15 protein-coding genes and 1 tRNA gene are annotated in these 21,272 nt (G+C 74.0%); 9 read left to right on the forward strand and 7 right to left on the reverse strand.

All coding sequences use genetic code 11. The annotated features are described in order from the left end of the window. Positions 1 to 506: 506 nt before the first annotated feature. Entirely contained in the window at positions 507 to 1,889 is a 1,383-nt protein-coding gene (locus tag QPK52_RS16620; RefSeq protein WP_410538287.1) for an NAD(P)/FAD-dependent oxidoreductase, read from the forward strand. A gap of 305 nt (positions 1,890 to 2,194) precedes the next feature. Here the strand turns inward: QPK52_RS16620 and QPK52_RS16625 are convergent, their stop codons facing one another. After that, complete coding sequence (locus QPK52_RS16625; protein ID WP_410538288.1) at positions 2,195 to 4,747, reverse strand: ABC transporter permease; 2,553 nt, start codon at positions 4,745 to 4,747, stop codon at positions 2,195 to 2,197. A gap of 69 nt (positions 4,748 to 4,816) precedes the next feature. After that, positions 4,817 to 5,608 carry an ABC transporter ATP-binding protein gene (locus tag QPK52_RS16630; protein WP_410538290.1) on the reverse strand — a complete coding sequence of 264 codons (792 nt, stop codon included), beginning with the start codon at positions 5,606 to 5,608 and terminating at the stop codon, positions 4,817 to 4,819. Between the two features lie 375 nt (positions 5,609 to 5,983). Between QPK52_RS16630 and QPK52_RS16635 the strand changes: the two genes are divergently transcribed. Both QPK52_RS16635 and QPK52_RS16640 read left to right on the forward strand, forming a co-directional pair. Then, positions 5,984 to 6,065 (forward strand) — tRNA-Leu (locus QPK52_RS16635). A 375-nt stretch (positions 6,066 to 6,440) separates the two neighbouring features. After that, positions 6,441 to 7,643, forward strand: coding sequence for an ABC transporter substrate-binding protein (locus QPK52_RS16640; protein WP_410538291.1), 1,203 nt, complete (start codon positions 6,441 to 6,443; stop codon positions 7,641 to 7,643). An 89-nt stretch (positions 7,644 to 7,732) separates the two neighbouring features. On the opposite strand, the gene QPK52_RS16645 is transcribed toward QPK52_RS16640, so the two are convergent. Further along, entirely contained in the window at positions 7,733 to 8,368 is a 636-nt protein-coding gene (locus QPK52_RS16645; protein ID WP_410538292.1) for a choice-of-anchor C family protein, read from the reverse strand. A 478-nt stretch (positions 8,369 to 8,846) separates the two neighbouring features. Between QPK52_RS16645 and QPK52_RS16650 the strand changes: the two genes are divergently transcribed. Together QPK52_RS16650 and QPK52_RS16655 are read left to right on the forward strand one after the other, a co-directional pair. Further along, positions 8,847 to 9,713, forward strand: coding sequence for a Bax inhibitor-1/YccA family protein (locus QPK52_RS16650; protein ID WP_410538293.1), 867 nt, complete (start codon positions 8,847 to 8,849; stop codon positions 9,711 to 9,713). Between the two features lie 146 nt (positions 9,714 to 9,859). Beyond that, on the forward strand, positions 9,860 to 10,204 hold the full coding sequence (locus tag QPK52_RS16655) for a hypothetical protein (protein ID WP_410538294.1): 345 nt from the start codon (positions 9,860 to 9,862) through the stop codon (positions 10,202 to 10,204). Here the strand turns inward: QPK52_RS16655 and QPK52_RS16660 are convergent. From QPK52_RS16660 to QPK52_RS16670, 3 genes are all read right to left on the reverse strand, one after another. Next, complete coding sequence (locus tag QPK52_RS16660) at positions 10,188 to 11,219, reverse strand: hypothetical protein (protein ID WP_410538295.1); 1,032 nt, start codon at positions 11,217 to 11,219, stop codon at positions 10,188 to 10,190. The genes QPK52_RS16655 and QPK52_RS16660 overlap by 17 nt on opposite strands. 313 nt (positions 11,220 to 11,532) lie before the next feature. Continuing rightward, positions 11,533 to 12,753 (reverse strand): acetyl-CoA C-acetyltransferase, encoded by a 1,221-nt coding sequence (locus QPK52_RS16665; protein ID WP_410538296.1) that lies wholly within the window; start codon positions 12,751 to 12,753, stop codon positions 11,533 to 11,535. 260 nt (positions 12,754 to 13,013) lie between these two features. Beyond that, on the reverse strand, positions 13,014 to 14,159 hold the full coding sequence (locus tag QPK52_RS16670; protein WP_410538297.1) for an SGNH/GDSL hydrolase family protein: 1,146 nt from the start codon (positions 14,157 to 14,159) through the stop codon (positions 13,014 to 13,016). A gap of 215 nt (positions 14,160 to 14,374) precedes the next feature. Here QPK52_RS16670 and QPK52_RS16675 point away from each other — a divergent pair, with 215 nt between their 5' ends. The 3 genes from QPK52_RS16675 (at position 14,375) to QPK52_RS16685 (ending at position 17,919) form a co-directional block, all read left to right on the forward strand. Further along, positions 14,375 to 15,784, forward strand: coding sequence for a cystathionine beta-synthase (locus QPK52_RS16675; RefSeq protein ID WP_410538298.1), 1,410 nt, complete (start codon positions 14,375 to 14,377; stop codon positions 15,782 to 15,784). Between the two features lie 453 nt (positions 15,785 to 16,237). Beyond that, positions 16,238 to 17,107: a MurR/RpiR family transcriptional regulator gene (locus QPK52_RS16680; RefSeq protein WP_410540357.1), complete on the forward strand. Its 870-nt coding sequence runs from the start codon at positions 16,238 to 16,240 to the stop codon at positions 17,105 to 17,107. Positions 17,108 to 17,292: 185 nt separating this feature from the next. Next, the gene (locus tag QPK52_RS16685) at positions 17,293 to 17,919 is read left to right on the forward strand and encodes a hypothetical protein (RefSeq protein WP_410538299.1); all 627 of its coding nucleotides are present in this window, start codon (positions 17,293 to 17,295) and stop codon (positions 17,917 to 17,919) included. Here the strand turns inward: QPK52_RS16685 and QPK52_RS16690 are convergent. Continuing rightward, positions 17,900 to 19,399, reverse strand: a complete 1,500-nt coding sequence (locus QPK52_RS16690) for a diaminopimelate decarboxylase (RefSeq protein WP_410538300.1) — start codon at positions 19,397 to 19,399, stop codon at positions 17,900 to 17,902. The two genes, QPK52_RS16685 and QPK52_RS16690, sit on opposite strands and share 20 nt — an antisense overlap. Positions 19,400 to 19,510: 111 nt before the next feature. Here QPK52_RS16690 and hutU point away from each other — a divergent pair, with 111 nt between their 5' ends. Next, a complete protein-coding gene (gene hutU, locus QPK52_RS16695) occupies positions 19,511 to 21,250 on the forward strand; it encodes a urocanate hydratase (protein WP_410538301.1) in 1,740 nt (579 codons plus the stop codon). Positions 21,251 to 21,272: the final 22 nt, after the last annotated feature.

Below are 21,272 nucleotides of genomic sequence, written 5' to 3' on the forward strand. Positions count from 1 at the left end.
CTCGCCGGGCAGGGCGCACCCCGCGGCCGGCAGGATCGGCAGCAGCGCGAGACGGCGCGTCAGGTCCCCTCCCCGTCGGTGGAAACACCATGTCAGACGCGCGGGGCCGACGGAGCGGGCCGTTCCCGCGCACCCCCGCGAAGGCACGATCGGGGCGTCTCGGAAGACCCCGGCGGGAAAGTTCGTGAACTTCTTCACAAGGAAAAGCGCGCGAGCAGGCCATGTTACCTGTCGGTAGTGGCGAATCCGGGCCTCCCTGACCCGGAAGGGATGGTTCCGGAGGTGCCGGAGTATCGGGTCCCTCCGGGGCGGCGGCGGTTCCGCTCGGATCCACCGGAGAGCGATTGCGCAGCTCACAGGGGGTGGTGAACGTGTCGTGAGGTGCGCCGGTTCCCGGTTCCGGGTGTGGTTCCGGTCACGGGTCGGCGGAGTGTAGCAGAAGCGGGTGGGGTGCTTGTGAAGACCCTCACGAGGGTCCCCCCTGACGGCAGTGGATACTCGAAGGCATGAGCACCACGGAGCGTCCGCGAATCCTCGTAGTGGGTGGCGGGTACGTCGGTCTGTACGCAGCGCGCCGCATCCTGAAGAAGATGCGGTACGGCGAGGCGACCGTCACCGTCGTCGACCCGCGCTCGTACATGACGTACCAGCCCTTCCTGCCGGAGGCAGCCGCCGGGTCCATCTCCCCGCGCCACGTCGTCGTCCCGCTGCGGCGCGTGCTCCCCAAGGCGGAGGTCCTCACCGGCCGCGTCACCACCATCGACCAGGACCGCAAGGTCGCCGTGATCTCGCCGCTGGTCGGCGACTCCTACGAGCTGCCCTTCGACTACCTGGTGGTCGCGCTCGGCGCGGTCTCCCGCACCTTCCCGATCCCCGGCCTGGCCGAGAACGGCATCGGCATGAAGGGCATCGAGGAGGCGATCGGCCTGCGCAACCACGTCCTGGAGCAGCTCGACAAGGCCGACTCCACGAACGACGAGGCCGTCCGCCGACGGGCGCTGACCTTCGTCTTCGTCGGCGGTGGCTTCGCCGGAGCCGAGACCATCGGCGAGGTCGAGGACATGGCGCGCGACGCGGCCAAGTACTACACGAACGTCCGCCGCGAGGACATGCGCTTCATCCTCGTCGACGCCGCGGACAAGATCCTCCCCGAGGTCGGCCCCGAACTCGGCAAGTGGGGTCTGGAGCACCTCCAGAAGCGCGGCGTGGAGGTCTACCTGTCCACGTCCATGGAGTCCTGCGTCGACGGCCACGTGGTGCTCAAGAACGGCCTCGAGGTGGACTCCGACACCATCGTGTGGACCGCCGGCGTCAAGCCGAACCCGGCGCTGACCCGCTTCGGCCTGCCGCTGGGCCCGCGCGGCCACGTGGACACCGAGGCGACGCTCCAGGTCAAGGGCTCCGACTACATCTGGGCCGCGGGCGACAATGCCCAGGTCCCGGACCTCGTCGGCCGCGACGCGGGCAACGAGAACGCCTGGTGCCCGCCGAACGCCCAGCACGCGCTGCGCCAGGCCAAGGTGCTCGGCGACAACGTGGTGTCGGGCATGCGGGGCTTCCCGCAGGCCGAGTACCGCCACGCCAACAAGGGCGCGGTGGCCGGTCTCGGCCTCCACAAGGGCGTCGCGATGATCGCCCTGGGCAAGCGGGTCAAGCTGAAGCTCAAGGGCCGGCTCGCCTGGTACATGCACCGCGGCTACCACGGCCTGGCGGTGCCGACCTGGAACCGCAAGATCCGGGTCTTCGCGGACTGGACGCTCGCGATGTTCCTCAAGCGCGAGGTCGTCTCCCTCGGCGCCGTGGAGAACCCGCGCGAGGAGTTCTACGAGGCCGCCGCCCCGGTCTCGGCCGCCGCTCGGGAGTCCCGGCCCAAGGCCAAGGCCTCCTGACCGGACGCCGGACACCGGCGCACGCGGCACACCGCAGGGGCGCCCGCCCCCTCCCGCACACGGAGGGGCCGGGCGCCCCTCGGCTTTCCCGCCCCCGCGCGGGTGCCCGTCCGGGGGTGCGGCGGCTCCCGGACGGCGCGTGCTCCGGCCGGACACCCGGACCACCGGACCACCGCGCCCGGGGAACCGCCGCATCCGCGGGCCGGCCCGCGGGATCGGTCCTGCGCGCAAGCGGAAAGGGCCCGGACCGCCGAGCGGCCCGGACCCCGGGGCCCCGTGTGCGCCGCCGTGCGGCGGCGCACCCGTCACTCGGTCTTGATGGACTCCAGCATGTCCATCCGCGCGGCCCGCCGCGCCGGCCACAGCGCGGCCAGCACGCCCACCAGCGCCGCCAGCGCCAGGAAGACGCCCATCCGCTCCCAGGGCAGCACCAGTTCGTAGGTGGACATCGACGAGGAGATCAGCTCCCCCGCCGCCCAGCCGAAGAAGACGCCCAGGCCGACGCCGAGCACCCCGCCGAACAGCGAGATCACCAGCGACTCCAGCCGGACCATCCGCTTGGTGCCGCGCCTGTCCAGGCCGATCGCCCGCAGCATCCCGATCTCCTGCGACCGCTCGAAGACCGACATGGCCAGGGTGTTGACCACCCCGAGCACCGCGACCACCACGGCCATGGCCAGCAGTCCGTAGAGCATGTTCAGCATCAGGGTGAACATCTGGGCGATGGACTCCGAGACGTCCTCGCGGTCCTGGACGAGGATCGCGGGGTTGTCGCCGAGGGCCTTCTCCAGCGAGGACTTGACCGAGTCGCTCGCGCCGCCCGCGGTGCCCACCATCACCTGCATGCTGGTGATCTGCTCCAGGTGCGGGTCGAGCACGGCGGTGTCGAGCATGATGCCGCGCATCATCTCGTTGGCCCGGTAGACGCCCGAGACGGTCAGCTCGCCGCGCTCGCCGTCCTCGTAGAGCACCTCGAGGACCGAACCGGTCCGCCAGCCGTGCTCCTTGGCGGTGGCGGTGTCCACCACCGCGCCGCCGTCGGCCAGCCCCTCGAACGAGCCCTGGGTGAAGTCGAGTTCGACCAGCTCGCCGAACGCCTCGCCGTTGACGCCGGTGAGGTACTCGTACTCGCCGTCGATCCGCGAGGGGGAGTTGCGCATCGGGCTGAGTGCCGTGACCCCGTCCGTCCCGGCCAGCGTCCGCTCGACCTCGGGCGACAGCGGCAGGAAGTTGGCCATGGAGACGATGTAGTCGGCCCGCAGGGCGTCCGAGGCCATCTTGTCGATGCCCTTCTGGACGCTGCCGGCGATCACGGTCATCCCCGTGATCAGGGTGAGGCCGATCATCAGCGCGGCGGCGGTGGCGGCGGTACGGCGCGGGTTGCGCACGGCGTTGAGCCGCGCCAGCTTCCCGGAGACGCCGAAGACGCGCAGTACGGGCGCCGCGACGGCGATCACCGGACGGGACAGCAGCGGGGTCAGCACGAACACCCCGATCACCAGCAGCCCGGCGCCCAGCGCCATCGGGACCTTGCCGTCGTCCATGCCGGTGGCGGCCAGGACGAGGGCCGCGCCGGGACCGGCCAGCAGCGCGCCGACGGTGTTGCGCACGACCAGGCCGCGTGTGGTGGAGGGCGCGTGCACGCTGCCCATCGCGGCGACCGGCGGGACCTTCGCGGCGCGGCGGGCGGGCAGCCAGGCCGCGACCACGGTGACCACGATGCCGACGACCAGCGAGGCGGCGACCGCGACCGGGGTGACCACCAGCGGGCCGTCCGGCACGGTGAGGCCGAGGGAGCCCATCAGCGAGCGGAGCCCGGCGCCGATCCCGATGCCGGCCAGCAGACCGACCCCGGCGGCGACCGTGCCGACCACCGCTGCCTCCACCAGCACCGAACGGGTCACCTGCCGGCGGCTCGCGCCGACCGCGCGCAGCAGCGCCAACTCCCTGGTGCGCTGGGCCACCAGCATGGTGAAGGTGTTGGCGATGATGAAGACGCCCACGAACAGCGCGATCCCGGCGAAGACCAGCAGGACGGTGCGCATGCCCTCCATCTGGGACTCGATCATCTCCGCCTGCTCGTCGGCGAGCTTCTGCCCGGTGACGGCCTCGGCCTGCCGCGGCAGCACCTCCCGGACCCGCTCGAGCAGCTCCTGCTGCGTCACGCCGTCGGAGGCGGTCAGCACGATCTCGCTGTACCGGCCGGGCCGGGAGAACAGCTCCTGGGCGGTGGCGGTGTCGAACAGCACCAGGGTGCCGCCGGCGGCGACGCTGCCGTCGTCGGTGTCGAAGACGCCGGTGACCTTCTCCTCGCGCACCGGGCCGTTGACGGACAGCCGCACGGTGTCGCCGACTCCGTAGCCGGTGCGCTCGGCGGTCGCCGAGTCCAGGGCGACCTCGCCGGCGCGCTGCGGGGCGCGGCCCTCGCGCAGGTCGTAGCGGGGGTCCCCGCCACGGCCGCCTCCGCCGCAGTCCTCGCCGCCGTCGTAGTTGCCGCCGAGTGTGGACCAGCCCTCGCCGACCAGCCCCCCGTCCTTGTCGGCCAGGGCGGCGAAGCCGGAGACGGCCCCGGTGGCGCGCTCGACGCCGGGCACCTCCCGCACCTTCTCCAGCACCTCCCGGGGCAGGTCGGGCGCGGCACCGGGGGCGGTATCGGGTCCGTCGGCGGAATGGTCGGGGCGGACGGCCACGTCGACGGCCTCGAAGCCCTTGGCGGAGCTCCTCGCGAAGGCCTCGGAGAGGGTGGCGGTGAAGACCAGGGTGCCGGCGACGAACGCCACGCCGAGCATGACGGCGAGCGTGGTCATCAGCAGTCTGGCCTTGTGCGCGAGCACGTTGCGCAGGGCGGTACGGAACATGGGGTCTCGTGATCCTGGGATAGGTGTGGCGGCGCTGCGGGCGGGGGCGTTCCGGGCGGGGCCGGCCGGTCAGCTGGTGCGGCCCCGGGCGTCGAACGCCTTCATGCGGTCGAGGACGCTCTCGGCGGTGGGGTCGTCCATGTCGTCGACGATCCGGCCGTCGGCGAGGAAGACGACCCGGTCCGCGTACGAGGCGGCCACCGGGTCGTGGGTCACCATGACCACGGTCTGGCCCAGCTCCCGCACCGAGTTGCGCAGGAAGCCGAGCACCTCCGCGCCCGCACGCGAGTCGAGGTTGCCGGTCGGCTCGTCACCGAAGATGATCTCCGGCCGGGCGGCCAGGGCGCGGGCGACGGCCACGCGCTGCTGCTGGCCGCCGGAGAGCTGGTTGGGGCGGTGCCTCAGCCGGCCCGACAGGCCGACCGTCTCCACCACGCGGTCCAGCCACTCCCGCTCGGGCCTGCGGCCCGCGATGTCCATGGGCAGCGTGATGTTCTCCAGCGCCGTCAGGGTGGGCAGCAGGTTGAACGCCTGGAAGATGAAACCGATCTTGTCCCGGCGCAGCCGGGTGAGCTTCTTCTCCTTCAGGGAGGACAGCTCGGTCTCGCCGATCCAGGCCGAGCCGGAGGAGAAGGAGTCCAGGCCGGCCATGCAGTGCATCAGCGTCGACTTGCCCGAGCCCGACGGGCCCATGATCGCGGTGAACGCCCCCCGCCGGAAGTCCACGGTGACGGAGTCCAGGGCCACCACCTTCGTCTCGCCCTGGCCGTAGACCTTGGTCAGGTCCACGGCGCGGGCGGCCGCGGCGCCGGCGGGGGCGGAGGGCGCGGAGAGGGCGTCGGACGGGGTGCTGGTGGTCACGGGAAGGGGCTCCTGTCACAGCGGCTTGACGGGGACCCCTCCATCGTCCGTGCGAAACCGGCCACCGGCGTCCACCCCCGAACCGGTCTCGGAGGGAGCCTTCGGGGGGACCGGAGCGGCCCGGGTCATCCCTGAGGAGGAGAGGGCACCCTGATGCCTACCCGTGGCTGGGCAGCGACTTTCCGTCATTCCTGGCGGCGGCGCGGGGGCGCGTGATCCTCTTTGAAGAGGGGCGCGCGCCGCTGATGCTGCATCAGTTGCCAATAAAATCAGACAACCTGGGGCCGGAAGCCCGTTGTCCGTACGAGCGCCGCCGATAGGCTCGTTGAGCGTCCAGGGGAGGGCCGTAGCCAGCCGTGCGGTCCATGAGCCGGTGCCCGGATGGTGGAATGCAGACACGACGAGCTTAAACCTCGTTGGCCTACAGGCCGTGCCGGTTCGAATCCGGCTCCGGGCACACCGGACTCCTCGCGGCCCCCTCGCAGGGGCGTCGCCGGCACCGTTCGCCGTCCCGGCCCAGGGGACGATCCGGCGCCGATGCCCGCCGGCGGGCGGCGCGCTCTCGACGCGTTGCCGGTGACGGCGCAGACGAGCCCGGTGCGGTGAAGGCACCCGCCCGGGTTCCGGGAGCGAGGCGCCTTCGTCGTGGCCCGGGCGAATCGGCTGCGGGTGAGCCGCCGGGAAGGTCCGGGGACCGGCCCCAGGTGTCGCAGGCCGCCCCCACGTGCCCCTGCCCGGCCCCCGTGCCGCCGGGAGAGTGACGGTGAGTGTCCGCCCCGGTCCTCCCGCCGTTGTCAGGGAGTACGCGCAGTCCAGCACGGAGGGCACGGAGATGCGGGAGCCGAGTGGCGGGCAGACCCTGACGGTGGGCGTGGTGGCGGCGCGTTCCGGGCGGCTGGCGAACCTGGGGGACCCACTGGCGTTCGCCGTGTCCCTGCTGGAGCCGAGGCTGACCCGGATCCGCAACGGCTCGCGGGAGTACCCGGTGCGCCTGGTGAGCCGGGACAGCCGTTCCACGGCCGACGGCGCACGGCAGGCGGTGCGCGAACTGGTGCGGGACGAGGGGGCGCGGATCGTCCTCACACTCGCCGGCACGGAGGTGCTGCCGGCCGCCGCCGACGCCTGCGAGGAGGCGGGTGTGCCCTGCGTGTCGAGCACCTTTCCGTGGCAGGTCTACTACTACGGGCGCGGCGCGCGGGAGAGCGCGCCGTTCCGCTGGACGTACCACTTCTGCTGGGGGCTGGACGACATCGCCGAGGTCTTCGCGGACCTGTGGGAGCAGGCCGGCGGTCCCGGGCGGTCCGTGGGGTGCCTGTGGAACGACGGTCCGCAGGGCACGTGGTCGCGGCACGCGGAGCGGGGTTTCGCCCCGGCCGCCCGCGCGCGCGGGCACCGGCTGGTGGACCCGGACGGCTACACCGAACCGGCCGCCGACCTCTCCGGCCACGTCAGGGCGTTCGCCGAGGCGGACGCCGACATCGTGACGAGCGCGGCCACCGCCCGGGACCTGGCCCTGTTCCGCGCCCTGGCCGCCGGGCAGGGCGGCACACCCCGGCTGATCACGTGCTCGCGCTGGCTCGCCTATCCGCCGTCGACCACCGGCGGCGGCGGCCGGCCCGCACAGGCGGACGTCGCCACCCTGGTCTACTGGACGCCCGCGCACCCGTACCGTTCCTCACTCGACGGCATGACCGCCGCCGAGCTGGCCGAGGCGTACGAGCAGGCCACGGGCAGGCAGTGGCTCCAGCCGCTCGGCCTCGCCTACGCGTTGTTCGAGGTCGCCGCGCACGCCCTGCGGACCGCCGCCGACCCCACCGAGCCGGCGGCGGTCGCCGCGGCGGTCGGCCGGACCCGCCTGGAGACCGTCGCCGGGCCGCTGGACTGGACGGCCGGGCCCGTGCCGAACGTCGCCACCGTGCGGCTGGCGGGCGGGCAGTGGCAGCGGGGCGCCCGTCACGACTACGAGTTGGCGGTCGTGTCCAACCGGCGTGTCGAGGGGCTGCCCGTCGACGCCGATCTGGCGCCTCTGCGGTGATCGCCCGGGGCGGCGCCGTGCCGCCGCCCCGGGCGGCCGTGGGCGGCCCGGGGCGGCGGGGTGGGGCGAGTCCGTGCCGGTGGCGCGGATCAGCGGCAGCAGGAGTCCGGGCAGCAGGCGTGGACCCTGACGTCGTCGATGACGGGCCCGTAGGGGCCGCCGACGGTGCTGGCGAACGCGAGGGTCGTGGTGCCGTTGTTGGCGACGAAGGTGAACTGCCGTGTCACGTAGCCCATGTCGGCCCGTGTCCTGCCGGTGACGTCGAAGGAGAAGTCCTGGAAGTTCTGCCCGTCGACGAGGGCCCGGCCCGTCCTCAGCAGTGAGGGGTTGCCCTCCGGGTTGCCGGCGAGGGAGTACGTCACCGTGTACGTCCTGCCCGGGGTGGTGGTGAAGGTCTGGGCCACGGTTCCCGCGGTGGTGGCGTTGAGGTCGACGGACTGGTCGCCCTCGGCGGCCTGCCAGAACCCGGCGCCGATCAGGTCCACGGCCCCGGAGGTGACCCTCCACGGGCCGACGGGCTGACCGCTCCCGATGGTCCGGAACGTGTTCGCCCCGACCGCCGGGTACTCGAAGCTGCCGCCGTCGAACCTGCTGACGGCGATGGTCGGCTCGGACCGCTGCCCCGTCTCGCCGGGGCCGTGGGACGGTGCGGCCACCGCGGTACCGGTGCCGGCGAGAAGACAGGCCGCGACGGACACGGCGATGTGGGTGCGTACGGACAGCATGAACTCCTCCGAAGGAAAAGGGGGTGGGAGCCTGCACTGCCTTGCACGGTCCAATCTCCTCCCGCGGCGGACGGGTGCCAAGACCCGGCCCCCGGCGCGCGGAGGTGTGGGGGCGGGCCCGCTGACCTGCGCACTCCGGCCGCCCGGGGCACAGGACCCCCGGCGCCGCCGGCCCACCGTCCGCACGGCTCCCGCGCCGGTGGCCCGGCGCCCGCGGCCGCGCCCGCCGGGTGCGGCCGGGGCGCGCGGACCCGCCCTGCGGCCCGGTTCCGCCGCGCGGGCGAGGCCCGGACGGGGGAGTCCGGGCAGTGGCCGGGGCAGGCGTACGGCGGCTCCTGGCGGGGCATCACAGGCGCGACGGCGGGTACCGGAACAATCACGACTCCTTCCGTCGTTCTTGCGAGTGCACTACCGTGCGGTCTTTGCTAAAGCATTACCCTTGAGGAAGGGCCGCGTGGTGCGGCCATGGAGGAGTGAGATGAGGAGCAGCAACCCGGTCTTCTCGCGACGGGGATTCAGCCGAGACAACGGCTACGCCGGTTTCAACGCCACGCAGCAGCCGCAGGCCGGGAACCCGTACGCCGCCAACCCGTACGCGACCGGCCCCCAGCCCACCAACCCCTACGCCCAGCAGCCCCAGACGGCCGGCCAGCCGGGCTTCCCGCCGGCCGCCCCGCCGCAGGCCGGCCGGATGACGATGGACGACGTCGTCGCCCGTACGTCGATGACGGTGGGTCTGGTCGTCGCCATGGCGGCTGTGGCGTGGATCACGGACCTGTCGCTCGGCCTGGCCCTGGGCGCGATGCTGATCGCGCTGGTCCTGGGCCTGGTGCAGTCCTTCAAGCGCAAGGCGTCGCCCCCGCTGATCCTGGCCTACGCGGCCTTCGAGGGCCTGTTCCTCGGGGCCATCAGCAACTACGTCGACAGCTACATCGCCAACGGGGCGGCGATGCAGGCGGTGCTGGGCACCATGGCGGTCTTCGCCGCCGTGCTGTTCATGTACAAGGCCCGCATCATCCGCGTCACGCAGCGCTTCTACCGCTTCGTGATGGCCGCGGCCATCGGCTTCGTCCTGCTGATGGGCATCAACCTGCTGTTCGCCGTCTTCGGCGGCGGTGACGGCCTCGGCTTCCGCAGCGGCGGTCTGGGCATCCTGTTCGGCGTCATCGGCATCGTGCTCGGTGCCGCCTTCCTCGCCCTGGACTTCAAGCAGGTCGAGGACGGCGTCGCCTACGGCGCCCCCCGCGAGGAGTCCTGGCTGGCCGCCTTCGGTCTGACCCTGACCCTGGTCTGGATCTACCTGGAGTTCCTGCGGCTGATCGCCATCCTGCAGAGCAGCGACTGATCCGGCTGTCCGGACTCCGGCCCCCGGGCCGGACCGGACGGGATCCGTGAGGAGCCCCGGGGCGTTCGCGCCCCGGGGCTCCTCCTGTCCGTCCCGTGCGCTCCGCCCGTTGGCGGCGGGGCGCACGGGACGCATAGGGTTGCGCCGTGCTCGACGTGACCCCCCTGCTGACCGCCGTGGACCGCTTCGCCGACCGGCTGCGGGCCATGCCGCAGAGCGCCCTGGCCCGGGGGGCGGCGGCCGAGGGGCTCGGACTGGCCAGGGAGTTGGCCGACCGCGCCCAGCGCCTGGAGTTCCCCGGCCGCGCCCCGCACGGACTGCCCGACGCGGGCCTCTTCGCCGTCGGGGACCAACTCGCGGTGGCCGGGCACGATCTGGCGGAGGCGCTGCGGGAGGCCGGCGAGCGGGCCGGGGCCGGGCCCCGGGAGCTGGCCGAGGCCGTGGCGCTGGTGGAGGCCGCCGAGTCCGCGGCGCTCAGAGCGAGGCGATGACCCGGTCGGCCAGGACGTAGACGCTCTCCCCGCCGCACGCGAAGGTGAGGGCGTACGAACCGGAGACGCCCGAGCCGCCCAGCAGCACCGGCTCGACGCCCTCGCGCACCGCGGCGGCGAGCCGCTCGGCGGTCTCGCGGTGGCCGGGCGTCATGCAGACGGTGGTGCCGTCGGCGAAGACGTAGACGTCCAGCGTGCCCAGCGGGCCGGGCCGTACGTCGGCCAGCGGTGTGCGGCGCTCGGCCAGTTCCGCCAGCCGCAGGCGGGTGGACTCGTGGTCGCCGGCGGTCCCGGTGGCGCCGTCGGACTCCTCGGCGCCGCCGGAGCCCCCGGACTCCTCCAGGCCGTCGGGACCGGTCGCGGGCCCGGGGACGACGGGATCGCCGTTCAGGTCGTAGCCGGGGTGCGAGGGGTGGCGGCGGCGGGCCGCGGCCAGCTCCGCGGAGTCGGCGCCGGGCCCCTTCCCCCCGGCTGAGTGCCCGGAGTGCCCGGAGCTCCCGGGGTTGCCGGACTCCCCGGCTTCCTCGGAACCGGGTGCGGCGGGCCGCCGGACGTTCGCCCCGGACCCGGCCCCCTCCCGGTCCGTCTGGCGCGGTACGAAGGCCTCGCCCTCCTGCGTACCGCCGTCCAGGGCGCGTTCCAGCAGGGCGTCGAGCAGTGCCGGGTCGAGGTCGGCGCCCTCGTACTCCGCGCCGCGCCCCTCCGGCAGGAGGCTCTCGGCCCGGTTGTCGCGGGCCTCCTGGGCGGCCCAGAAGGCGCGGGCCTCGGCCAGCTCGCGCTCGCGCTCCTCGGCGAGGGCGGCGGCGACGGCGGACCGGATCTCCTCGGCGTCCGGGGACGTACGCGCCGGGGGGACGGAGGCGCGCGCCAGGGTCCCGCGCGCCTCGGCCGCGGCGAGCTGCACCCGCAGCTCGTTGAGCCGGCGGCGCAGGCCCAGGGCGGTGTGCAGGGCGGCGGCGCCCAGCGCCACGGCGACGGCGGCGGCCAGCAGCAGGATGAGGGATATGGCGCTCACTGACGTACTCCCGGTTGGAACTCCGATCCCTGAATTCCTATCGCAGCCGGAGGGGAATCTCCTGTCGAGCGGTGCGCCGGGCACCGCCAAAAGGGCGTGCGCGGACCTCCGTGCGGACCAATGGAACCCCTGTGAGCAGGGAAGACGGCGAGCCCCCAGGACATAGATCACATCCTGGGGGCTCTTCGGTCTCACCGGTGCATCGACGGCGCGCCGACGGTGGGTCAGATCACATCGCGCGCCGGTCCGGTGTGGCGCGGACCACACGGGCGGCGGAGCCGCGACCGGGGTCGTACGTACGTCCGGGGCCGGTTCAGCTCAGGCGCTCGATGACCATGGCCATGCCCTGGCCGCCGCCGACGCACATCGTCTCCAGGCCGAACTGCTTGTCGTGCCACTGGAGGGAGTTGATCAGCGTGGTGGTGATGCGGGCGCCGGTCATGCCGAAGGGGTGGCCGACGGCGATGGCGCCGCCGTTGACGTTGAGCTTGTCCACGTCGATGCCGAGGTCCCGGTAGGAGGGGATCACCTGGGCGGCGAACGCCTCGTTGATCTCCACCAGGTCGATGTCGTCGATGGTCATGCCGGCCAGCTTCAGCGCCCTCTTCGACGCCTCGACCGGGCCCAGGCCCATGATCTCGGGGGACAGGCCGGAGACGCCGGTGGAGACGATCCGGGCCAGCGGGGTGATGCCCAGCTCGCGCGCCTTGGTGTCGGACATGATCACCAGCGCGGCGGCGCCGTCGTTGAGCGGGCAGCAGTTGCCCGCGGTGACCAGGCCGTCGGGGCGGAAGACGGGCTTGAGTCCCTGCACGCCCTCCAGGGTCACGCCCGCGCGCGGGCCGTCGTCCTTGGAGACGACCGTGCCGTCGGGCAGCGTGACCGGCGTGATCTCGCGCTCCCAGAAGCCGGCGGCGATGGCCTTCTCGGCGAGGTTCTGCGAGCGCACGCCGAACTCGTCCATGTCCTGCCGGGTGACGCCCTTGAGGCGGGCGAGGTTCTCGGCGGTCTGGCCCATGGCGATGTAGACGTCGGGCAGCTCGCCGTCCTCGCGCGGGTCGTGCCAGCCCTCGCCGCCGGTCTCGGCGCGGGCCGCGGTGCGCGCCTCGGCGTCGGCGAAGATCGGGTTGTGGGTGCCGGGCATGCCGTCGGAGGTGCCGTTGACCGAGCGGGAGACCGTCTCGACGCCGGCCGAGACGAACACGTCGCCCTCGCCCGCCTTGATGGCGTGCATGGCCATGCGGGTGGTCTGCAGCGAGGACGAGCAGTAGCGGGTGATGGTGCAGCCCGGCAGGTGGTCCATCCCCATCTGGACGGCGACGACGCGGCCGAGGTTGTGGCCCTGCTCGCCGCCGGGCAGGCCGCAGCCCAGCATCAGGTCGTCGATCTCGGTCGGGTCCAGCTGCGGCACCTTGTCCAGCGCGGCCTTGACGATGCCGGCGGTCAGGTCGTCCGGGCGGACGTCTTTGAGCGAGCCCTTGAAGGCGCGTCCGATCGGCGAACGGGCTGCTGAGACGATCACGGCTTCGGGCATCACGGCTCCAGGGAACGAGGGCGGAGGGCTGTGGATGCTTGGAAACTACCGTTCCGTAAGGCGGCGGTCACGACTCGCCACGTGTGATCCGGACCTCTTTTCTAAGCGCTTGCTCAGTTCCGCCCGTCCGCCGTGCCGCCCAGGACCGTCCGGGACCGTTCTGCGCCCTCCTGCGCCCTCCTGTGCCGTCCTGTGCCGTCCTGTGCCGCTCGGGGCCGCATGGCCGTACGGCAGGGCGCGCGGCGGGACCCGCCCGGCCCTCAGGGGAGCGGCGTCCGGGCGTCCCCGCCTCCGGCGCCCGCGGGCTCGGGCGTCCCGGGCCGTTCGGCCACCGCGATCACACCGGCCGCCGGCAGCCGCCTGCGGCGGCGGCGCCTCAGCAGCGCCAGGGGGCCGCGCGTCCCCGAGACCTCCGTACCGCCCTCTCCGGCCGCCGCGACCGCCGCGGCCTCGACGGGGAGGGCTTCCTCGGCGGGGAGGGCCTCCGCGCGGCGCGCGGCGCCGGGGTCGTCGGCATAACCGGGGACGCCGGGACGCTCGTCCTCCTCGGGCCACAGGCCCAGTGCGGCGCAGAGCGTGGGCAGGAAGGCCATGGCGGCGGTCGCGTAGCCCTCCGCCGAGGGGTGGTAGTTGTCGGGACCGAACAGCTCGCGCGGGTTCGCCTCGAACTCCGGGCCGAGCAGATCGCCCAGCGAGACGGTCCGGCCGCCCCGCTCCACCACCGCGACCGTCTGGGCCGCCGCGAGCCGGCGGCTCATCCGGCGGGCCACCCAGCGCAGCGGCTGGGCGACCGGCTCGACCGTGCCCAGGTCCGGGCAGGTGCCCACCACCACCTCGGACCCGGCCGCCCGCAGCCGCGCCACCGCGTCCGAGAGCAGCCGCACCGAGACGGCGGGCGGTACGCGGTGGGTGACGTCGTTCGCGCCGATCATGACGACGCACACGTCGGGAGCGCCGTCGCCGTCGATGCCGCCGTTCTCCAGCAGCCGCGACACCTGGCGGTCCAGGTCGTCCGAGCACGCCCCCGACAGCGCCACGTTGCGCAGCCGCACCGGCCGCTCCGCCACCGCGGCCAGGCCCGCGGCCAGCAGCGCGCCCGGGGTCTGCCTCGGCCGGTGGACGCCCTGCCCGGCGGCGGTGGAGTCGCCGAGCAGCGCCAGCCGCAGCGGTGCGGCCTGCGCGCCCGGTCCGAGGGCGGCGACGGCCGTGCCGTACACCCCGTCCGCCACCGGCGGCACGTCGTCCGAGCCGCCCACCCGGCGCCGCGCCAGCCGCACCTCGGCCATCAGCAGGCCGACGGCCGCCCCGCCGAGCAGCCCGGCCCCTCCGCCGCCGTACGCCGCGGCGGTCGCGATCCTGCGCGCCACTCTCGCCCCGGACACCGGTCCGGGCACAGCCCTCGCCATCGGGCCCTCCGTTCCGCCGCGCCCCCGCAGCCTTCTCGCGCCCCGTACGCGCGCCCCGTACGCTCGGCGCGCGGCCTGTGCGGCACCCGCACGTCACTATGGGTGTCATGCCCAGTACAGGACGCTGCGCAACGCGCGTCAACGGGACTCCGGCGTCCCCCTAGGCTGGCTGTACGGGCAGGCGACGGCGACTGCCCCCGAGTGCGGAGAACCAGGTGCAGTATCACGAGTCGATGATCGAGCTTGTCGGCAACACCCCGCTGGTCAAGCTGAACAACGTGGCGGCGGGGATCCGGGCCACCGTTCTGGCCAAGGTCGAGTACTTCAACCCGGGCGGCTCGGTGAAGGACCGGATCGCGGTCCGGATGATCGAGGCCGCCGAACGCTCCGGCGAGCTGAAGCCGGGCGGCGTCATCGTCGAGCCCACCTCGGGCAACACCGGGGTCGGGCTGGCGATCGTGGCCCAGCAGAAGGGCTACCGCTGCATCTTCGTCTGCCCGGACAAGGTGTCCACGGACAAGATCAACACACTGCGCGCGTACGGCGCCGAGGTCGTGGTCTGCCCCACCGCGGTCGACCCCGAGCACCCGGACTCCTACTACAACGTCTCCGACCGGCTGGTGCGCGAGACGCCGGGCGCCTGGAAGCCGGACCAGTACAGCAACCCGAACAACCCGCGCTCCCACTACGAGACCACCGGTCCCGAGCTGTGGGAGCAGACGGACGGCAGGATCACCCACTTCGTGGCCGGCATCGGCACCGGCGGCACCATCAGCGGCACCGGCCGCTACCTCAAGGAGGTCTCCGGCGGGAAGGTGCGGATCGTCGGCGCCGACCCGGAGGGCTCGGTGTACTCCGGCGGTTCGGGACGCCCCTATCTGGTGGAGGGCGTCGGCGAGGACTTCTGGCCCAGCGCCTACGACCGCGAGGTGACGGACGAGATCGTCGCCGTCTCCGACAAGGACTCCTTCCGGATGACGCGGCGGCTGGCCCGCGAGGAGGGCCTGCTGGTCGGCGGCTCCTGCGGCATGGCAGTGGTCGCGGCACTGCGCGTGGCCGAGCGCCTCGGGGAGGACGACACGGTCGTCGTCCTGCTGCCGGACGGCGGGCGCGGCTACCTCTCGAAGATCTTCAACGACGAGTGGATGGCGGACTACGGCTTCCTGGAGGAGGGCGAGCCCACCCAGGCCCGCGTCGGCGACGTACTGCGCCGCAAGGACGGCGGGCTGCCCTCGCTGGTCCACATGCACCCCGAGGAGACGGTCGGCGAGGCCGTCGAGGTGCTGCGCGAGTACGGCGTCTCGCAGATGCCCGTGGTCAAGCCCGGCGCCGGGCACCCGGACGTGATGGCGGCCGAGGTCGTCGGCTCGATCGTCGAACGCGACCTGCTGGACGCGCTGTTCACCGGACGCGCGAAGCTGGAGGACCCGCTGGAGGCCCATATGAGCGCACCGCTGCCGCAGGTCGGCTCGGGCGAGCCGGTCGCCGACCTGATGGCGGTGCTGGAGGGGGCCGACGCCGCGATCGTGCTGGTGGAGGGCAAGCCGACCGGGGTGGTCAGCCGCCAGGACCTGCTGGCCTTCCTCGCCCGGAGCAGTGGGGCCGGAAGCGGCGGGACGGAGTAGGTACCAGGCCGTCACGGTCTGGAAAAACGCGCTTAACACCCGTCGGGCACTGTGGTGTCCAACGGCGCGGAGGAGCACGGAGCGGCTCCCGGACTCCTCCCGGCGCCCGGGACGCGGGCCCGATCCGGCCGCGCGTCCTCGCGGGGACCGCCGTCGTCCCGCCCCTGGTGTCCGCACCGGGGTGCGGCGGTCCCCGCGCGACTCCCCGGCGCGGGCCCCGCACGCAGGACGCGCGAGCCCTCGGCGCGGCCCCCTCCGGCGGCGGGCGTGTCGGCGGGCGTGCGAGCCCGTCTCGCGGCCCGGCCCGGCCCACCGTCCCCGGGCCGGGCTCTCCGCCTGTGCGCGCCCCGGTGGGCCGGGCCGATACCGGCCGATACTGAATAGGCTTATGCGGAGCAGGAAGACCCTGAAGAGGGTCGGCGGGGCAGAGGGGCGGAGGGGCAGGTGGGCACGGTGAGCGGTGCGGGCGCGCGGCTGCTGAGGATGTTCGAGGGGCACCGGCTGACCCCCACCCAGCGGCGGATCGCCCACTGCATGGTGCGGCGCGCGGACGACGCCCCGTTCCTGTCCAGCGTGGAGCTGGCGGAGCTGGCCGGCGTCAGCCAGCCGTCGGTGACCCGCTTCGCCGTGGCACTGGGCTTCGACGGCTATCCGGCGCTGCGCAGACATCTGCGCGAAGCCCTCCCCGGGCCCTCGGAGGGTGGTGCCCCCGGTGCGGGAGCGGGCGGGGCGGACGGCGGCGGCACGGCGGGCAACGCGTACCAGCAGGCCGTGCACGCCGAGATCGAGAACCTGCGGCAGCTGGCCGCGCAGCTGGCCGACCCCGCCCCCGTCGCCGAGGCCGGGGGCCTGCTGGCCGCCTCGCGCCCGCTGCCCGTCCTGGGGCTGCGGGCCGCCGCCGCGCAGGCCCGCGGCTTCGCGTACTTCGCCGCCAAGGTGCACCCGGACGTACGGCTGCTGGACGAGGGCGGCTCGATGCTGGACGACCGCCTCGACGCCGCGGTGCGGGCCGGGGCGAGCGCGCTGCTGTGCTTCGCGCTGCCGCGCCACCCGCGCGAGACGGTGGCGGCGCTGGAGCACGCCCGGGAGGCCGGGCTGCGGATCGTCACCGTCGCCGACAGCGTCTTCGCGCCCGTCGCCCGCCCGGGCGACCTGCTGCTGCCCGCCGCCGTCGGGACCGCGCTGTCCTTCGACACCGCCTGCTCGCCCATGATGCTGGGACGGGTGCTGCTGGAGGCGATGTGCGACGAACTGCCCGACGCGCAGGCCCGGCTGGAGGACTTCGACGTGCGCGCCGCCCGGCGGGGCCTGTTCGCCGACTGACCGGCGCGGCCGGATGCCGGACACCGGACGGGGTTCGGGCGGGATCGGGCGGGGTCCGCCGTTCTCTCAGGCGAATCTCATCATCCCTCAGTACGCTTTCGCACCGAGCGAGCCGTCACGCGGTGACGCGGTGGCGGCACACGGCCGAACGGAGACCGGCACCGAAGAGGACGAGGAGGGCTGCCGTGGGACGGGGAGCGTACGCGCTGGCGAGGGTCGCGGTGTACACGCGGACGGCGGGCACCGCACTGTGGTGGACCGGAGCGGCGGCCGCGGGCGCCGGCCTGGCAGTACCGGGACTGACCGGGCGGCGCATCGGGATCCTGGGCGGGGCCGCGCTCTTCCTCGTGGCCGCCGTGGCGGCCTTCCTGGCACGCCGCCGCCGCTGCACCGGGCTGCTCAAGGCGTCGACCGCGGCGGGCAAGTGGGTGGTGCTCCACGACCGCGCGGTGACCGTGCGCGCCTGGCTGCGCAGGCGCCGCTGGTGGCTGGCCGCCGCCTTCCTGGCCGCCGTGGCCTCGTCCTTGGCCGCTCCGGCCGCCGGCGGCATGCTGCTGGCCGGGGCCGGCGCGGGCCTGTGGGCCAAGGCGGTGTGGCTGGGCCGCTGGGAGCGGCGCAACGAGAAGCTGCTGTGGGTGCGCCCGGAGTGGGCGGACGGGCGCAGCCCGTCCCGCAAGGACGTGCGCGGCTGGATGACCACCGGCCCGCTGGCCGGGGACGCCGCGCCGGGCGGCGCCCGCCGCCGGTCCCCGGCGCCGGGGGCGGCCCGGGAGCGCCGCCCCCGGGCGCGGGTCACGGCCGCGGCGCGGTGAGCGCGTCGCGCTGAGCCCCGCCGGACGCGGCGACGAGGTCGTCGAGGGTCTGGGGCGGACGTACGGTCGCGAAGCACACGCCGTCGCCGTCGCTGCCGTCCGCCCCGACCGCCGCGGCGCTCGCGGTGTCCCCGAGGGTGAAGCCGTACACGCCCGGCCTGGGCAGGCTGTTGTAGTCGAACGGGGTGGAGAAGTAGTACGCCCCCGTGTCCAGCAGTGCCACCAGGTCGCCGGACGCCAGTTCCGGCAGTTCCCGGCCGCGCGCCACGAGGTCGCCGGCGAAGCAGCAGGGCCCGGCGACGTCCTGCACCACGGGCGCGCCCCGCTTGGGCCGGCCCAGCCCGTCGTAGGCGGCGATCCGCAGCGGCCACGCCTCGGGTGCGAAGACCGTCCGCACGGCGACCTGGGCGCCCGCGTGGGTGACCGCTATCGGGCGGCCCCCGGAGCTCTTGGCGTACTCCACCCGGGCCAGCACCAGCCCGCACTTTGCCAGCACCGACCGTCCGAACTCGGTGACCAGCCCGTAGCGCCCGTCGAACAGGCCTGGGACGGTGTCGCGCAGCAGCCGGGCGTACTCGGCGAAGGTCGGGGAGACCTCCTCGGAGCCGAAGTTGACCGGGAGGCCGCCGCCGATGTCGAGCGTGTCGATCCGCCGTTCCCCGGCGGCCCGGTTGATCTCCTCGGCCAGTTCGTAGGTGGCGGCCACGCCCGCGGCCATCTTCTCCAGCGGCATGCCCTGGGAGCCGACGTGGCAGTGCAGCCGGGTGATCCAGGGGCGCTCCGCACAGGCGCGTACGACGAACTCGCGCGCCCCTTCGTCCTGGAGGGCGAACCCGAACTTCGAGGTGGCCGTCGCGGTGCTCATCGCGCCGATGCTGCCGCCGCCGAGCTGCGGGTTGACGCGCAGGCCGACAGGCGAGGCGGACCGGCCGCCGGGGAGGGAGGGCAGGGCGCCGGGGGCCATCAGGGCGTCCAGGCGCTCCAGCTCCTGGCGGTTGTCCGCGTTGAGCGCGATGCCCAGTTCCAGGGCCTCGCGCAGTTCGCCGGCGGTCTTGGCGGGGGAGTCCAGGACGATGCGCTCCGGTCCGACCCCGGCGGCCCGGGCCAGGGCCAGCTCGCCGGGGCTGGCGACCTCGCAGCCCAGCCCGCAGTCGGCGAGCAGCCGCAGCACGGGGACCAGGGAGGAGGCCTTCACCGCGAAGGAGTGCAGCACGGGCTGGCCGGGGGCGGTCACCTCGTCGAAGGCGGCGTGCAGGGCCGCGGCCGTCTCCCGTACGGACGCCACGTCCAGCAGGGCCGCGACCGGGTGCTCGTCGGAGAGCAGCCCGCGGGCGACGGCGGCCCGTACGGCGGCGTCGCGGCGGGCCACGGCCGCGACGGCCCGCGGACTTTCGGAGGTCCCGGAGGCGCCCGGGACTTCGGGGGGCTCCGAGGCCCTGGGGGACTCCGGCGGAACGGCGGCATGGTGCGTGTAAGCCATGCGCACAAGACAAACACGGCCGGAGCAGGCGGACGACACCACCCGTTGACTAGTTCTATTCAGCGAATAGAGTTGATGTAGTAACCAATTCAATTCCGGAGGCAGGGGACCATGGCAGACCTCTCAGAGCCCTCAGGGCCGCGAACCGTACGGGCCCCGCGCGGCTCCGGGCTGACCGCCCGGGGCTGGCAGCAGGAGGCCGCCCTGCGGATGCTGCGGAACAACCTCGACCCCGAGGTCGCCGAGCACCCCGAGAAGCTCGTCGTCTACGGCGGCACCGGCAAGGCCGCCCGCGACTGGCGCTCCTTCGACGCCATGGTCCGCACCCTCACCACCCTGGGACCGGACGAGACGATGCTCGTCCAGTCGGGCCGCCCGGTCGGCGTGCTGACCACCCACGAGTGGGCGCCGCGCGTGCTGATCGCCAACTCCAACCTGGTGGGCGACTGGGCCAACTGGGAGGAGTTCCGCCGCCTGGAGGCGCTCGGGCTCACCATGTACGGCCAGATGACGGCCGGCTCGTGGATCTACATCGGCACCCAGGGCATCCTCCAGGGCACCTACGAGACCTTCGCCGCCGTCGCCGCCAAGCGCTTCGGCGGCTCGCTGGCCGGGACGATCACCCTCACCGCCGGACTCGGCGGCATGGGCGGCGCCCAGCCGCTGGCGGTCACCATGAACGGCGGCGTCGTCATCTGCGTCGACTGCGACCCGCGGGCCATCGAGCGGCGCATCGGGCACCGCTACCTCGACGTGCGCGCCGACTCCCTCGACCACGCCCTGCGGCTCGCCACCGAGGCCCGCGACGCCCGGCGCCCGCTGTCGATCGGGGTGCTGGGCAACGCCGCCGACACGGTGCCGCGCCTGCTGGCCATGGGCGCGCCGGTCGACATCGTCACCGACCAGACCTCCGCCCACGATCCGCTGGCCTACCTGCCGCTGGGCGTCGACTTCGCGGACATGGCCTCCTACGCCGCCGAGAAGCCCGCCGACTTCACCGCGCGGGCACGGGAGTCGATGGCCCGCCACGTGGAGGCGATGGTCGGCTTCCAGGACGCCGGAGCCGAGGTCTTCGACTACGGCAACTCCATCCGCGGTGAAGCACAACTGGCCGGATACGACAGGGCGTTCGCCTTCCCCGGCTTCGTGCCCGCCTACATCCGGCCGCTGTTCTGCGAGGGCAGGGGGCCCTTCCGCTGGGCCGCGCTCTCGGGCGACCCCAAGGACATCGCCGCCACCGACCGCGCCGTACTCGACCTCTTCCCCGAGAACGAGTCCCTGGCCCGCTGGATCCGGATGGCAGGGGAGCGGGTGCACTTCCAGGGCCTGCCCGCCCGCATCTGCTGGCTCGGCTACGGGGAGCGCGACCGGGCCGGGGAGCGCTTCAACGACATGGTGGCCTCCGGCGAGATCTCCGCCCCCCTGGCCATCGGCCGCGACCACCTGGACTGCGGCTCGGTGGCCTCGCCGTACCGCGAGACCGAGGCCATGCTCGACGGCTCCGACGCCATCGCCGACTGGCCGCTGCTCAACGCCATGGTCAACGTGGCGTCCGGAGCCTCCTGGGTCTCCATCCACCACGGCGGCGGCGTCGGGATGGGGCGCTCGATCCACGCCGGGCAGGTCACCGTCGCCGACGGCACGCCGCTGGCCGGGGAGAAGATCCGCCGGGTGCTCACCAACGACCCGGGCACGGGCGTCATCCGCCATGTGGACGCCGGGTACGAGCGCGCGGAGGAGGTCGCCGCGGAGCGCGGGGTGCGCGTCCCGATGCGCGAGGACGGCGAGGACGGCGCGGTCGGCGGCGAACCCGGCGGCGAACCCGGCGGCGGATCCGGGAGCGCCCGGTGAGGCCGGGCGCCTCCTTCCACGA

It is taken from the genome of Streptomyces sp. KL2, assembly GCF_046529545.1.
Taxonomy (GTDB): domain Bacteria; phylum Actinomycetota; class Actinomycetes; order Streptomycetales; family Streptomycetaceae; genus Streptomyces; species Streptomyces radiopugnans.